Raw genomic sequence first — 14,630 nt, 5'->3', positions numbered from 1 at the left:
GAAAGGAATCACTTACCATGCCGCAGTTCTTCATTGACCGCCCGATCTTCGCCTGGGTGGTCGCCCTGTTTATCCTGCTGGCCGGCGCGCTCGCCATCCCGCAGTTGCCGGTGGCCCAGTACCCCAACGTCGCGCCGCCGAAAGTTGAAATCTATGCCGTGTACCCCGGCGCCTCGGCCCAGACTCTGGACGAAAGCGTGGTCAGCCTGATCGAGCAGGAACTGAACGGCGCCGATCACCTGCTGTACTTCGAATCCCAGAGCAGCTTGGGCTCGGCCACCATCACCGCGACGTTCCAGCCCGGCACCGACCCGGAGATGGCCCAGGTCGACGTGCAGAACCGGCTCAAGGCCGTGGAGCCGCGCCTGCCCCAGGCGGTGACCCAGCAAGGCTTGCAGGTTGAGAAAGTCTCCGCCGGCTTCCTGTTGCTGGTGACGCTGACCTCCAGCGACGGCAAGCTCGATGACGTGGCGCTCAGCGATTACCTGGCGCGCAACGTGATGAACGAACTCAAGCGCCTCGATGGCGTGGGCAAGGCGCAGCTGTACGGTGCCGAACGTGCAATGCGCATCTGGATCGACCCGCAGAAACTGATCGGTTTCAACTTGACCCCGGCCGACGTGAATGCCGCGATCAGCGCGCAGAACGCCCAGGTGTCGGCGGGGAGCATCGGTGATTTGCCCGGCACCAAGACCCAGGAAATCACTGCGGCGATCCTGGTCAAGGGCCAGTTGTCGACCCCGGCCGAATTCGCAGACATTGTGCTCAAGGCCAACCCGGACGGTTCCACCGTGCGCGTCGGCGACGTGGCGCGAGTGGAAATCGGCAGCCAGGAATACCAGTTTTCCACGCGCCTGAATGGCAAGCCATCCACCGCCGTCAGCGTGCAACTGTCGCCCGGTGCCAACGCGCTGAGCACCGCCACCCTGGTGCGGGCGAAAATGGACGAGTTGTCGCGCTACTTCCCGGCCAATGTGGAATACAAGATCCCGTACGACACCTCGCCGTTCGTCAAAGTCTCGATCACCAAGGTGGTCTACACGCTGCTTGAGGCAATGGCCCTGGTGTTCGCGGTGATGTTCCTGTTCCTGCAGAACGTGCGCTACACGCTGATCCCGACCCTGGTGGTGCCGATTGCGCTGATGGGCACCTTCGCCACCATGTTGTTGCTGGGCTTTTCCATCAACGTGCTGACCATGTTCGGCATGGTGCTGGCGATCGGTATCCTGGTGGACGATGCGATCGTGGTGGTGGAGAACGTCGAGCGGATCATGGCCACCGAAGGCCTGTCACCCAAGGCGGCGACGAAAAAAGCCATGGGCCAGATCACCGGCGCCATCATCGGCATCACCCTGGTACTGGTCGCGGTGTTCCTGCCAATGGCGTTCATGGCGGGCTCGGTAGGGGTGATTTACCAGCAATTCTCGCTGTCGATGGCCACGTCGATCCTGTTCTCGGCGTTCCTCGCCCTGACCCTGACCCCAGCCCTGTGCGCGAGCTTGCTCAAGCCGATTGCCAAGGGCGAGCACCATGCCAAGGGCGGTTTCTTCGGCTGGTTCAACCACCGCTTCGAGCGGCTCACCGATCGTTATGAAGGCTGGGTGGCCTATGCCCTCAAGCGCAGCGGCCGCTACCTGCTGATCTACCTAGTGCTGCTGGTGGGCCTGGGGTGGATGTTCAGCCGCCTGCCCTCCTCGTTCCTGCCGGTGGAAGACCAGGGCTACACCATCACCGATATCCAACTGCCGCCCGGCGCGAGCAAGAATCGCACGGTGCAGGTGGCCGAGCAGATCGAAGCGCATAACGCCGAGGAACCAGGCGTGGGTGATACCACCATGATCATGGGCTTCAGTTTCTCCGGCTCGGGGCAGAACGCGGCGCTGGCGTTTACCACGCTCAAGGATTGGTCGGAGCGCGGCAGCGATGATTCCGCCGCGTCGATTGCCGACCGCGCCAACATGGCCTTCAGCGAGCTCAAGGACGCGATTGCCTATGCGATCCTGCCGCCGCCGGTGGATGGCCTGGGCACGTCCAGCGGCTTTGAGTTCCGCCTGCAGGACCGTGGTGGCGTCGGCCATGCCGCGTTGATGGCGGCACGCACCGAGTTGCTGGCGGCCGCCGAGAAAAGCCCGATCCTCGCCAACGTGCGCGAAAGCGCCCTGGCCGAGGCACCGCAAGTGCAGCTGGAGGTGGACCGCAAACAGGCCAATGCGTTGGGTGTATCGTTTGCTGACGTCGGCAATGTGCTGTCCTCGGCCATCGGTTCGGCCTACATCAACGACTTCCCCAACCAGGGCCGCATGCAGCGCGTGGTGGTGCAGGCCGAAGGCGACCAGCGTAGCCAGGTGGCGGACTTGATGAAGATCAATGTGCGCAACAACGCTGGCAAAATGGTGCCGCTGTCGGCATTTGTCGAAGCCAAATGGACCCAGGGTCCGGCGCAATTGACCCGTTACAACGGCTACCCGGCCATCGCGATTTCTGGCGAAGCGGCACCTGGCCACAGTACCGGTGAGGCGATGGATGAAATCCAGCGCCTGGTCAGCCAATTGCCAGCCGGCCTGGCCCAGGAGTGGACCGGCCTGTCCTTGCAGGAACGCCTGTCCGGCGCCCAGGCGCCCTTGTTGCTGGGCTTGTCGCTGCTGATCGTGTTCCTGTGCCTGGCGGCGTTGTATGAAAGCTGGTCGATCCCGACATCGGTGTTGCTGGTGGTACCGTTGGGCGTACTCGGTGCGGTACTGGCGGTGTCCTTGCGCGGCATGCCCAATGATGTGTTCTTCAAGGTCGGCTTGATCACCATCATCGGCCTGTCGGCGAAGAACGCGATCCTGATCATCGAATTCGCCAAGGACCTGTACGACCAGGGTGAAGACTTGATCACCGCCACGTTGAAGGCCGCGCGCCTCAGGTTGCGGCCGATCGTCATGACGTCCCTGGCGTTCATCCTCGGCGTGGTGCCGCTGGCGATTGCCACCGGGGCCAGTTCGGCCAGCCAACAGGCGATTGGCACGGGTGTCATTGGCGGGATGATCACCGCGACGCTGGCGGTGGTGTTCGTGCCGGTGTTCTTTGTGGTGGTGATGAAACGGGTGCGCAAGCGCCACACACCCGACTGATCAACGCCCCACCCCGTGTAGGAGCGGGCTTGCCCGCGATGCAGACACCTCGGCCTGTCAGGCTCACCGAGTAGATGCCATCGCTGGCACGCCAGCGCCTACAGGGGTTATGGTGCTCACAAATGACTGTCTGTGAGCCGCCATGCCCTTCCTCGCCCGCACCCACCCTCGCCTCTCCGCCGCCGCCGTGCTGGGCATTGCCGTGGGCATCCTGGCGCCGGCTGACACGCTCGCCAGCAAAATCCTCATCGGCTGGAACGCCGGCGTGTGGACCTACCTGGTGCTGATGCTATGGCTGACGCGTCGCGCCAAGGCTGCGGATGTGAAGCGTATCGCCGAAATCGAGGATGAAAACGCCGGGCTGGTGCTGTTCACGGTGTGTATCGCAGCCATCGCCAGCCTGGCGACCATCACCTTCGAACTGGTAGGCAGCAAGGACCTGGCCGCCTCCGAACGCCTGCTGCACTACGGGTTTACCGGGCTCACGGTGATCGGTTCGTGGTTGCTGATCGGGGTGATTTTTAGCGTGCATTACGCCCGCCTCTATTACACCTGGGATGGCAAGGAACCGGCGTTGCGCTTTGCCGAAGGCTTGCTGACCCCCAACTATTGGGACTTCCTGTACTTCTCCTTCACCATCGGCGTGGCGGTGCAGACCTCCGATGTCGGGGTTGCCACCCGCGGCATGCGCAAGGTGGTGCTGGGGCAATCGTTGATCGGGTTTCTGTTCAACACGGCGATCCTGGGGTTCTCGATCAATATCGCCGCTGGCTTGTTCGGTTGAGGCTGCACAAACCTTCTAGACGCCCATCCAGTGCTGGGCGCTAATAGCCTCACGTATTCCGTTTCGGTGATGTATGGCCGCGCACAATTGGATCGACCTGTCCCAGGACGCCGACACCGGTATCGAGACCTTGCGCGCGCACTTCGAAGGCCATGCGTACGACCCGCATTGGCACGACAGCTACCTGATCGGCGTCACCGAACAAGGCGTGCAGCAATTCAACTGCCGCCGCACCCGCCACAACAGCGTGCCCGGCCAGGTGTTCCTGGTGGAACCCGGCGAGTTGCATGACGGCGATGCGCCCACTGCCGACGGCTTCACTTACCATATGCTCTACCTCGACCCACACTGGTTGGCGCGCGAAGTGAGTGCGGTGTTCGAAGAGGCGCCGCCAGGCAGCCAGTTGGCGTTTGCCAGCACCTTGGCCAGTGACCCACGCCTGGCCCTGGCCACCAGCCAAGCCTTCCAGACCCTGCACAGCGGCGAACTGCGCATCGTGCGCCAACGTGCCATGGACCAATTGCTGGAACGCCTCACCGGGCAACTCTACTGGCGCACCCGCTACCGTGAAGACCCGCGCCTGCCGCAGGTGGCCCACAAGGCCCGGGAATACCTGCATGCCCACTTGCACATGGATGTGGGCATGGACGAACTGGCCCTGGCCTGCGGCGTCGACCGGTTCCGCCTGACCCGCGCCTTCAAGAGCGCGTTTGGCCTGCCGCCTCACGCTTACCTGGTGCAACTGCGCCTGGCGCGGGCCCGGCACTTGCTGGCCAACGGCGAACAACCGGCGGATGTAGCGATTGCATTGGGCTTTGCCGACCAGAGCCACCTCGGCCGCTGGTTCGTGCGCGCCTACGGCCTTACGCCCGCCGCCTACCGCAAACGCTGCTCAAATCTTCCAGACAGGTAGCACGCGGGCTTGTGAAGATCGACTCCATCATTTGGTTTATCGGAGTCATCCACCATGCTGTCCACGTTTATGCCCTTTACGCTGTTTGCCTTTGTCGCGTCGATCACGCCCGGCCCCACCAATATCCTGGTGCTGAGCCACAGTGCCCGTTACGGTTTCAAGGCGGCGCTGCCTATCATCCTGGGCGCCTGTCTCGGTGCCGCGGGGCTCGTGCTGCTGGTGGGTTCAGGCGTTGGCGAGTCATGGGTGCACGTGCCCAAGGTACAAACCGCCATGCAATGGATCGGCGTCGCCTGGCTGAATTACCTGGCCTGGCAGATATTCAGCGCCGCGGCGCAAACCATCGACGTCGATGCGAGCCAAAAACCCCTGGGCCTGATCGGCGCCGCCAGCCTGCAGTTGATCAACCCGAAAACGTGGATGATGGCGCTCGCGGTTGTGAGCGTCTTTGCTGGCAATGGTGAGGAGCGCCAGAGCCAGGTGGTGTACCTGTCACTGATATTTTTCCTGATTTCGCTGCCATGCCTGGGCACGTGGGCGCTGCTGGGCGTCGGATCGGCACAGGTGTTTCGGTCGGCCAAGGCCACGCAGCGCTTCAACCGCAGCATGGCGGTGTTGCTGCTGGGTGCGACCTGGCTGGGTGTGGTGGTTTGACGCACCGGCTATCTGACTTTGTCCTACAACTGCTTGACGACTTTCCCGTTTTGATGGTTTCCTGAAACCGGTTTCAGTCATTCCAATAAAAATAGAAGGTCGATGACCGTGAACAATTTTTCTGCCGCCCAGCGCAGCCGCGTGACCATGCTTGATGTGGCCGAGCGCGCCGGTGTGTCCAAGGCGAGCGTGTCGCGCTTTATCGGCGACGACCGCGCCTTGCTCTCCGATGCCATTGCCCTGCGCATCGAACAGGCCATCGAACAACTCGGCTACCGCCCCAACCAGATGGCCCGCGGTTTGAAACGCGGGCGTACACGGCTGATCGGCATGCTGGTGGCCGATATCCGCAACCCCTATTCCATTGCCGTGATGCACGGCGTCGAGACCGCCTGCCGCCAGCACGGCTACAGCCTGGTGGTGTGCAACACCGACCGTGATGACGAGCAGGAGCGCCAGCACCTGGCCGCGCTGCGTTCGTACAACATCGAAGGCCTGATCGTGAACACCCTCGGCCATCACCTCGACCAGTTGCTTGAACTGCAGCGCGAAATGCCGCTGGTGCTGGTGGACCGCAAGGTCGAGCCGCTGCACAGCGACCTGGTCGGCCTGGACAACCCGGCGGCCGTGCGCATAGCCGTGGACCACTTGGAGCAACAGGGGTATCGCCACGTGCTGATGGTGAGCGAAGCCACCGATGGCACCAGCTCGCGATTGGAGCGCCTGGACAGTTTCAAGGCCGAGATCGCCCGCCGTCCGGCATTGGCCGGGACGGTGCTGGAACTGGACAGCGAGCTGGAGCACCGCCTGCAAACCTTTCTTGCGACCCCAGGTCCCAAGGCCGTGTTCTGCGCCAATGGCGTCGCTGCGCTGGCCTGTACCCGTGCGCTGAAACACTTGGGCTGCACGTTGTTCGAGGACGTGGGCCTGATCGCCCTGGATGACCTCGACTGGTACCCGCTGGTGGGCACGGGCATCACTGCCCTCGCCCAGCCGACCGAGGCGATTGGCGCCAGTGCCTTCGACTGTTTGCTCAAGCGCCTGCGTGGTGACACGACGCCAACACGCACCCTGGATTTCCTGCCCCAGCTGATCATCCGAGGCTCCACAACCCTCCCGTAGGCGCCGGCTTCCCGGTCACTCCCGTTTTGGTGTGCGTAAAAAAATGAAACCGGTTTCAGAGGTAAACAACAATGCATAAGTACCCCGTCTCCATCAGCCTTTCCAGCTACGGCGCCGACCTTGTCCGCCAGCAGGGCCAATTGAGTTTTGTCGAGTTGCTGGCGGCCGCCGGCGCCCAACGCATCGAATGGCGTGAAGAATTGCTGACGGTCGAGCAACCCGATGAACTGGCCCGGGCCGCTGCCGGGCAGGGTCTGGAATCGGTGTTCTCATCGCCCCTGGAACTGTGGGTCGCCGGCCGCGCCCAACCGAATGCCGAGCTGGCGGCGACCCTGGATCGGGCCCAGGCCTTTGGTGCGCGCTGGCTCAAGGTCTCACTCGGCTACTTCACCGACACCAATGACCTGGAGAGCCTGCACGCCCTGCTCAACCGCCACCCAGTGCAGTTGCTGGTGGAAAATGACCAGACCCTGCAGGGCGGCCGGATCGAGCCAATGCAACGCTTCTTCAGCGAAGTGGAGCGGCTCGGCCTGCCGGTGAAGATGACCTTCGATATCGGCAACTGGCAATGGCAGGACCAGTCTGCCCTTACCGCCGCGCGCCTGCTCGGCAGGCATGTGGATTACCTGCACTGCAAGGCCGTGGCCCGTCGCGCCGACGGCAAGCTGGTTGCCCTGCCGCCTGGCGCCACCGACCTGCACCTGTGGGAACAACTGCTCAAGCACATGACTCAAGGTATTACCCGGGCGGTGGAATTTCCGCTGCAAGGCGATGACCTGGTCGCGGTCACCGCGCAGCAAGTCGCCACCCTCGCCCTGCTGGGCCAACCCCGTGCGGAGAACGCGCATGTCTGACATCGATATCCTCTCGTTTGGTGAAACCATGGCGATGTTTGTCGCCGAGCAGACTGGCGAGCTCGCCCAGGTCGCGCAGTTTCACAAGCGCATTGCCGGGGCCGACAGCAACGTCGCCATTGGCCTCTCGCGCCTGGGCTTCAACGTGGCCTGGCTAAGCCGGGTGGGCAATGATTCCCTCGGCCGCTTTGTGGTCGACACCCTGACCAGGGAAGGCCTGGATTGCCGGCATGTGGCGGTCGACCCGTTGCACCCCACCGGTTTTCAGCTCAAGTCCCGCGAGGAAGCTGGGGATGATCCGCAGGTGGAGTATTTCCGCAAAGGTTCGGCGGCCAGTCACTTGTCCATCGCTGCGATCAGCCCCGCGCTGCTGCAAGCCCGACACCTGCATGCCACGGGTATTCCACCGGCGTTGTCGGCCGCGACACACGAGTTGTCCGTCGAGCTGATGACGCAAATGCGCAAGGCCGGGCGCAGCGTGTCGTTCGATCCCAACCTGCGTCCGTCGCTGTGGGCGAACCAACAGACAATGGTCCGCGAAATCAACGCCCTCGCCGGCCTGGCCGATTGGGTCCTGCCGGGCCTGGGCGAAGGCCGCCTGCTCACCGGCTTCGATGACCCGGCCGACATCGCCGCGTTTTACCTCGACCAGGGCGCCGAAGCCGTGGCGATCAAGCTTGGACCCGACGGTGCCTACTACCGCACCCAGATGGACCAGGGCTTTGTCGCCGCCGTGCGCGTGGACACCGTGGTGGACACAGTCGGCGCCGGTGACGGCTTTGCCGTGGGCATGATCAGCGCGCTGCTCGAAAACCTCGGCTTTCGCGAGGCGGTAGAGCGCGGCAACTGGATCGGCAGCCGTGCCGTGCAGAGCCGCGGCGACATGGAAGGTTTGCCCACCCGTTCTGAGTTACCCAGTCGATCCGTTGCCTAACCCATTACCTGTTGCCACAACTACAACAAGCTCAGGAGCAACCCCATGGACACCGTGAAACTCGCCACCCGCCGTTGGTGGTACATCATGCCCATCGTTTTTATCACCTACAGCCTGGCGTACCTGGACCGCGCCAACTATGGCTTCGCCGCTGCCTCCGGGATGGCCGAAGACCTGATGATCACGCCCGGCATGTCGTCATTGCTGGGTGCGCTGTTTTTCCTCGGTTACTTTTTCTTCCAGGTGCCGGGGGCGATCTATGCGCAAAAGCGCAGCGTCAAGAAGCTGATTTTTGTCAGCCTGATCCTCTGGGGCGGCCTGGCCACCCTGACCGGCGTGGTGTCCAACGCCTACATGCTGATTGTGATTCGCTTCATGCTGGGGGTGGTGGAAGCCGCGGTGATGCCGGCGATGCTGGTGTACCTGTGCCACTGGTTCACCCGTGCCGAACGCTCCCGCGCCAATACCTTCCTGATCCTCGGCAACCCGGTAACCATGCTGTGGATGTCGGTGGTGTCAGGCTACCTCGTGCAGCATTTCAGCTGGCGCTGGATGTTCATCATCGAAGGCCTGCCAGCGGTACTGTGGGCATTTATCTGGTGGAAGCTGGCCGATGAGCGTCCAAAGGATGCCAAATGGCTCAGCGACAGCGAAAAGCACAACCTGGAAACGGCCCTGGCCGCCGAGCAGGTGGGCATCAAGGCGGTGAAGAACTACGCCGAAGCCTTTCGCTCGCCCAAGGTGATCATCCTGGCTTTGCAGTTCTTCTGCTGGAGCATTGGTGTGTATGGCTTTGTACTGTGGCTGCCGTCGATCCTCAAGGCCGGCCTGCAGATGGACATGGTCGAGGCAGGCTGGCTGTCGGCGCTGCCGTATCTGGCAGCGGTGATTGGCATGCTGGTGGTGTCCTGGGGCTCGGACAAACTGCAAAAACGTAAGCGCTTTGTGTGGCCGCCGCTGCTGATTGCCTCCATCGCGTTCTATGCGTCCTACGTGCTGGGCGCCGAACACTTCTGGTGGTCCTACACCCTACTGGTGATTGCCGGCGCCTGTATGTACGCGCCCTATGGCCCATTTTTCGCCATCGTCCCGGAAATCCTCCCGGCCAATGTCGCCGGTGGCGCCATGGCGCTGATCAACAGCATGGGAGCCCTTGGTTCGTTCGGTGGTTCGTACCTGGTGGGCTACCTCAATAGCAGCACCGGCTCGCCTGGCGCCTCGTACCTGTTGATGAGCGGTGCGTTGATGCTGTCGGTGGTGCTGACCATTTTCCTCAAGCCCGGCGCCAGCGACCGCTCGCCCGTGCCCACTCTGGAGTTGAAGGTAAAGACCTCATGAAAAAGTCTGTCGTGTTGTACAAGAAACTCTCCGCGCCGCTGATGGCCCGCCTGCATGAAAAGGCCGAGGTTACGCTGATCGAAGCGCTGGATGACACCGGCCTGGCCAAGCTGCGCGATGCCCTGCCCAGCGCCCACGGCCTGTTGGGTGCCAGCCTGCGCCTGGACGCCAAGCTGCTGGACCTGGCGCCGACACTGGAAGCGGTGGCCAGCGTGTCGGTGGGCGTGGACAACTACGATATCGACTACCTGACGGGGCGCGGCATCCTGCTCAGCAATACCCCGGACGTGCTCACCGAAACCACCGCCGACACCGGCTTTGCCTTGATCCTGGCCACCGCCCGCCGCGTGGTCGAACTGGCCGATATGGTGCGCGCCGGCCAGTGGAGCAAGAACATCGGCCCGGCGCACTTTGGCAGCGACGTGCATGGCAAGACCCTCGGTATCATCGGCATGGGCCGTATCGGCGAAGCCCTGGCCCAGCGTGGGCACTTTGGCTTCGGCATGCCGGTGATCTACCACAGCCATTCGCCCAAGCCGGCGGTGGAAGCGCGTTTCGGCGCGCAGTACCGTAGCTTGGACGATTTGCTGCAACAGGCCGACTTTGTCTGCCTGACGTTGCCGCTGACCGCTGAAACCGAGAAGCTGATTGGCGCCGAACAATTCGCGCTGATGGGGCCAGAGACGATCTTCATCAATATCTCGCGCGGCAAGGTGGTAGATGAGGCCGCGCTGGTGGACGCGTTGCACCAACGCACGATCCGCGCAGCGGGATTGGACGTGTTCGAAAAAGAACCGCTGGATCACCATTCCCCGTTGTTGCGCCTGAACAATGTGGTGGCCACGCCGCACATCGGCTCGGCGACCCATGAGACCCGGGAAGCGATGGCCACGTGTGCCGTGGATAATCTGTTGCAGGCGTTGGCGGGTGAGCGCCCGAAAAACCTGGTGAACCCGCTCGCCTGGAAGCACTGATTCCTGACCCAACACCAGACGAATGTGAGGGCGGGCTTGCCCGCGCTAGCACGCTAACAGCCAGTACATCATTGACTGATCCAGCGCATCGCAGGCAAGCCAGCCCCCGCCCCAGACCCGCGTCGCTCGTTAGATAACGAACCGCGCCACCATCCCATTCAAATCCACCGCCAGGCGCGACAGCTCATGGCTGGCCGCGCTGGTCTGGTTGGCACCCGCCGCCGACTGGGTCGCCAGGTCGCGGATATTCACCAGGTTGCGGTCCACTTCACGGGACACCTGGGCCTGTTCTTCTGACGCGCTGGCAATCACCAGGTTGCGTTCGTTGATCAGGCTGATGGATTGGGTGATCTGCTCCAGGGCCACGCCGGCGGCGCGGGCCATTTCCAGGGTGGTCTGGGTGCGCTGGTTGCTCTGCTGCATGGACTGTACGGCTTCGCCGGTGCCGTTCTGGATACCGGCGACCATTTTTTCGATCTCCTGGGTCGACTGCGCCGTGCGATGGGCCAGGGCCCTCACCTCGTCGGCCACCACCGCAAAACCACGCCCGGCTTCACCGGCACGGGCAGCTTCGATGGCCGCGTTGAGCGCCAGCAGGTTGGTCTGTTCGGCAATCGCACGGATCACGTCCAGCACCTTGCCGATATCACGCCCTTGAGTCGCCAGGCCTTCGATCATCGCCGCCGTGTTTTGCACATCCTGGGTCATGGTCTGGATCGCGCCGACGGTTTCCATCACCCGGTCGCGGCCTTCGCGCGCGGCCTGGTTGGACTGCCCGGACGCTTCGGACGTCGACACCGCATTGCGCGCCACTTCTTCCACCGCTGCCGTCATCTCGTTGACGGCCGTAGCCGCCTGGTCGATTTCATTGTTCTGTTGCTGCAAGCCTTTGGAGGCTTCTTCGGTCACCGCGCTCAACTCTTCAGCGGCGGACGCCAGCTGCGTGGCCGAACCGGCGATATGCTGGATGGTCTGGCGCAAATTGGCCTGCATGGTCGACAACGCGCTGAGCAAACGTGCGGGTTCATCCTTGCCATCGTCTTCGATGGTCTTGCTCAGGTTGCCACCGGCGATGGTTTCGGCGAGTTCCACGGCCCTGCGCAGCGGCGTGACAATGCTGCGGGTAAGGAGCCAGGCCAGCAATACGGTAAGCAGCGCGGCGACGACCGACACGGCGATCACACCGGTAATCGCGCCCTGGTAACTTTGCCCGGCGTCATCGTCGGCTTGCTTGGCGTCGGCCGCGTTGATGGCAATGAGCTTGTTCAGTTGCTCGCCCATCTGGTCGGTGCCGTCCTTGATCCGCGAGTTGATCAGGGCGCGCATTTCATCGACCTTGCCCTGCTTGGACAGCGCCAACATGTCGGCCTGGGCCTTGAAGTAGTTGTCCAGGGTCGTCATGAACGTCTTGTACAGTGCCGCCTCCTCCGGGCCAGCAGGCAGTGCAGCGTAGGTCGCCTGGGCCGTCTTGACCTTGTCGGCGAGCACACCTATGCGGGTTTCGGCTTCTTGCAGGCTGGCAGGCTCGCGGTTGACCAACACGCGGAACGACAGGATGCGCAGGCGCAGCACGTTCTCTGTAATAACAGCCAGTGAAGTCACGCTGGGCAGCTGGTTCAGGCTCATGCCAACCGAAGACTGGCGGATCTGTGTCATGCGGTTGACCGCAAACACCCCCAGTAAAACCACTAACAACGCAATGAAGGCGAAACCGAGAAACGCTCGAGGAGCAATATTCAACTGGCGAAGGGACATAGGGGTGCTCTCAGAAGGAGTGTCTGCAAGCGTCCCTGCCGCGAAACGATCCGTCAGCGTCAACGCGCTGCTCAGACCTTGGTCACCACTGTTGTAATAAGTATGTGGGCCTATACGCGGTATCGGCAGGGCCAGGGGTTTTGCGTAGGGGCTCTATAAATATTTTTTTACACTTCTGACAAAAGGCAGTTTCTGGCATCCTGCGCCTCCATTTTCTGACCCGAGCCCGCATTTTGTCTGACGCTCAAGCCTCCCGCCCCCGCTATAAATCCGACCTGATCTACGGCCTGGAAGACCGCCCGCACTTCACGGCCGCCATTTTTGCCGCCTTGCAGCACGTGCTGGCGAGTTTTGTCGGGATCATCACGCCCACGCTGATCGTTGGTGGTGTGCTGGGCCTGGAAAGCGAAGTGCCCTACCTGGTGAGCATGGCGCTGTTTGTGTCGGGGCTCGGCACCTTTGTGCAAGCGCGCAAGTTCGGCCCGATCGGCTCCGGGCTGTTGTGCCTGCAGGGCACCAGCTTCTCCTTCATCAGCGTGATTCTCAGCGCGGGCTTCATGGTCAAGGCCCGGGGCGGCGGCACCGATGAAATCCTCTCGACGATCTTTGGCATCTGCTTTTTCGCGGCTTTTATCGAGGTGGTGCTCAGCCAATTCATCGGCAAGCTGCGCAAGCTGATCACCCCGGTGGTCACCGGCACCATCATTACCCTGATGGGCCTGTCGCTGATCAAGGTGGCGGTCACCGATATGGCCGGCGGTTTTGGCGCCAGCGACCTCGGCGCCGCGAGCAATATGGGATTGGCCGCGCTGGTACTGCTGACCATCGTGGTGCTCAACCGCTTCAACAATCCGTTCCTGCGCCTGGGTTCGATCGTGATCGGCCTGACCCTGGGTTTCGTGGTCGCCTGGTGGCTGGGGCGCGTGGACATGGCGGCACTGCCCCAGGTGCCGCTGATCAGCGTGCCGGTGCCGTTCAAGTACGGCTTCTCGTTCGACTGGGTGGCCTTTATCCCGGTGGCGGTGATCTTCCTGATTTCGCCCCTGGAGGCAGCTGGTGACCTGACCGCCAACTCGATGATTTCCCAACAGCCGGTCAAGGGCCCGCTGTATATCAAGCGCATCAAGTCCGGCCTGTTGGCAGACGGACTCAACTCGGCGATGGCCGCCACCTTCAACAGCCTGCCGATGGTGACATTTGCCCAGAACAACGGCGTGATCCAATTGACCGGCGTGGCCAGCCGTTATGTGGCGTACTTCATCGCCGGCCTGCTGGTGTTGCTGGGCCTGTTCCCGATGATCGGCGCGGTGCTGCAACTGATGCCCAAGCCGGTGCTGGGCGGCGCGACCCTGATCATGTTCGGCACCGTGGCGGTGGCTGGCATCAAGATCCTCGCCGAAGCCGGGCTGCACCGGCGCAATGTGCTGATCGTGGCAATTTCCCTCGGCATGGGCCTGGGCGTCGCCGCCGTACCGGAAGTGCTGCGCGACCTGCCCAAGGCGCTGCATAACATCTTTGAATCGCCGATCACCGTGGGCGCATTCTGTGCAATCTTGCTGAACATTTTCCTGCCGGAAGAGTTCATAGAACTGGAAGAAGATGAATTTGATCCGGAGTCCTCTACCCTCAAAGTCATGCAGGACCCGGACGTCACGAAATAGGAGCACCTTTTAATGCGCAAGCTCATGGTTCTATCGCTGTTGCTGCTAACCCTGAGCGCCTGCGCCCTGTTTCCCAATCGCGACCCGGTGAACATCAACGTGGTGGGCATCGAGCCCCTGCAAAGCCAGGACCTGGAAGTGCGCTTTGCCGTGAAGCTACGGGTGCAGAACCCCAATGAGACGGCGATCGACTACAACGGCGTGGCCCTTGACCTGGAAGTTAACGGCCGGCCGTTGGCGTCGGGCGTGAGTGACCAAAGCGGATCGATCCCACGTTTTTCCGAGACCGTTCTGATGGTGCCGGTGAGTGTTTCGGCGTTTTCGGTGTTACGTCAGACCCTGGGCCTGAGCCAGACCCAAAGCTTGAACAACCTGCCGTATGTGCTGCGCGGCAAACTGGCGGGTGGCCTGTTCGGCACAATGCGCTTCGTGGACCGTGGCACGCTGGACCTGCCGAATACCGCCACCTGGTAAGCGCCATGCAACCGACACCTACTGGAGGCGCCGGCAAACCGGCTTCTACAG

At 62.4% G+C, this 14,630-nt stretch carries 12 protein-coding genes; 11 read left to right on the top strand and 1 reads right to left on the bottom strand.

What is annotated here, in order from left to right:
* Positions 1-17 precede the first annotated feature (17 nt).
* The 9 genes from CQ002_RS19550 to CQ002_RS19510 all read left to right on the top strand — a co-directional run bounded on the left by CQ002_RS19550 (position 18) and on the right by CQ002_RS19510 (position 10,689).
* Positions 18-3,116, top strand: a complete 3,099-nt coding sequence (locus CQ002_RS19550; protein WP_105162087.1) for an efflux RND transporter permease subunit — start codon at positions 18-20, stop codon at positions 3,114-3,116.
* Between the two features lie 142 nt (positions 3,117-3,258).
* Positions 3,259-3,900 carry a DUF1345 domain-containing protein gene (locus CQ002_RS19545; protein ID WP_034104673.1) on the top strand — a complete coding sequence of 214 codons (642 nt, stop codon included), beginning with the start codon at positions 3,259-3,261 and terminating at the stop codon, positions 3,898-3,900.
* A 73-nt stretch (positions 3,901-3,973) separates the two neighbouring features.
* Positions 3,974-4,813, top strand: a complete 840-nt coding sequence (locus CQ002_RS19540) for an AraC family transcriptional regulator (protein WP_105162086.1) — start codon at positions 3,974-3,976, stop codon at positions 4,811-4,813.
* 54 nt (positions 4,814-4,867) lie between these two features.
* Complete coding sequence (locus tag CQ002_RS19535; RefSeq protein WP_105162085.1) at positions 4,868-5,467, top strand: LysE family translocator; 600 nt, start codon at positions 4,868-4,870, stop codon at positions 5,465-5,467.
* Between the two features lie 108 nt (positions 5,468-5,575).
* Positions 5,576-6,589, top strand: coding sequence for a LacI family DNA-binding transcriptional regulator (locus tag CQ002_RS19530; RefSeq protein WP_105163122.1), 1,014 nt, complete (start codon positions 5,576-5,578; stop codon positions 6,587-6,589).
* A 71-nt stretch (positions 6,590-6,660) separates the two neighbouring features.
* The gene (locus CQ002_RS19525) at positions 6,661-7,443 is read left to right on the top strand and encodes a sugar phosphate isomerase/epimerase (protein ID WP_034104664.1); all 783 of its coding nucleotides are present in this window, start codon (positions 6,661-6,663) and stop codon (positions 7,441-7,443) included.
* Positions 7,436-8,377, top strand: a complete 942-nt coding sequence (locus CQ002_RS19520; protein ID WP_034104662.1) for a sugar kinase — start codon at positions 7,436-7,438, stop codon at positions 8,375-8,377. Before CQ002_RS19525 ends, CQ002_RS19520 begins: the two co-directional genes overlap by 8 nt.
* A 45-nt stretch (positions 8,378-8,422) precedes the next feature.
* Positions 8,423-9,715, top strand: coding sequence for an MFS transporter (locus CQ002_RS19515; protein ID WP_034104660.1), 1,293 nt, complete (start codon positions 8,423-8,425; stop codon positions 9,713-9,715).
* The gene (locus CQ002_RS19510; RefSeq protein ID WP_105162084.1) at positions 9,712-10,689 is read left to right on the top strand and encodes a D-glycerate dehydrogenase; all 978 of its coding nucleotides are present in this window, start codon (positions 9,712-9,714) and stop codon (positions 10,687-10,689) included. The genes CQ002_RS19515 and CQ002_RS19510 overlap by 4 nt, the downstream gene beginning before the upstream one ends.
* A 129-nt stretch (positions 10,690-10,818) precedes the next feature.
* On the opposite strand, the gene CQ002_RS19505 is transcribed toward CQ002_RS19510, so the two are convergent.
* The gene (locus CQ002_RS19505) at positions 10,819-12,444 is read right to left on the bottom strand and encodes a methyl-accepting chemotaxis protein (protein WP_034104656.1); all 1,626 of its coding nucleotides are present in this window, start codon (positions 12,442-12,444) and stop codon (positions 10,819-10,821) included.
* 233 nt (positions 12,445-12,677) lie between these two features.
* Here CQ002_RS19505 and CQ002_RS19500 point away from each other — a divergent pair, with 233 nt between their 5' ends.
* Both CQ002_RS19500 and CQ002_RS19495 read left to right on the top strand, forming a co-directional pair.
* On the top strand, positions 12,678-14,105 hold the full coding sequence (locus tag CQ002_RS19500) for a nucleobase:cation symporter-2 family protein (protein WP_034104654.1): 1,428 nt from the start codon (positions 12,678-12,680) through the stop codon (positions 14,103-14,105).
* A gap of 12 nt (positions 14,106-14,117) precedes the next feature.
* Positions 14,118-14,579, top strand: a complete 462-nt coding sequence (locus CQ002_RS19495; protein ID WP_033900377.1) for an LEA type 2 family protein — start codon at positions 14,118-14,120, stop codon at positions 14,577-14,579.
* The last annotated feature ends 51 nt before the right edge of the window (positions 14,580-14,630 follow it).

Source organism: Pseudomonas sp. MYb13, from assembly GCF_002980075.1.
GTDB lineage: Bacteria > Pseudomonadota > Gammaproteobacteria > Pseudomonadales > Pseudomonadaceae > Aquipseudomonas > Aquipseudomonas lurida.
This window is presented reverse-complemented; position numbering and strand designations above follow the sequence as displayed.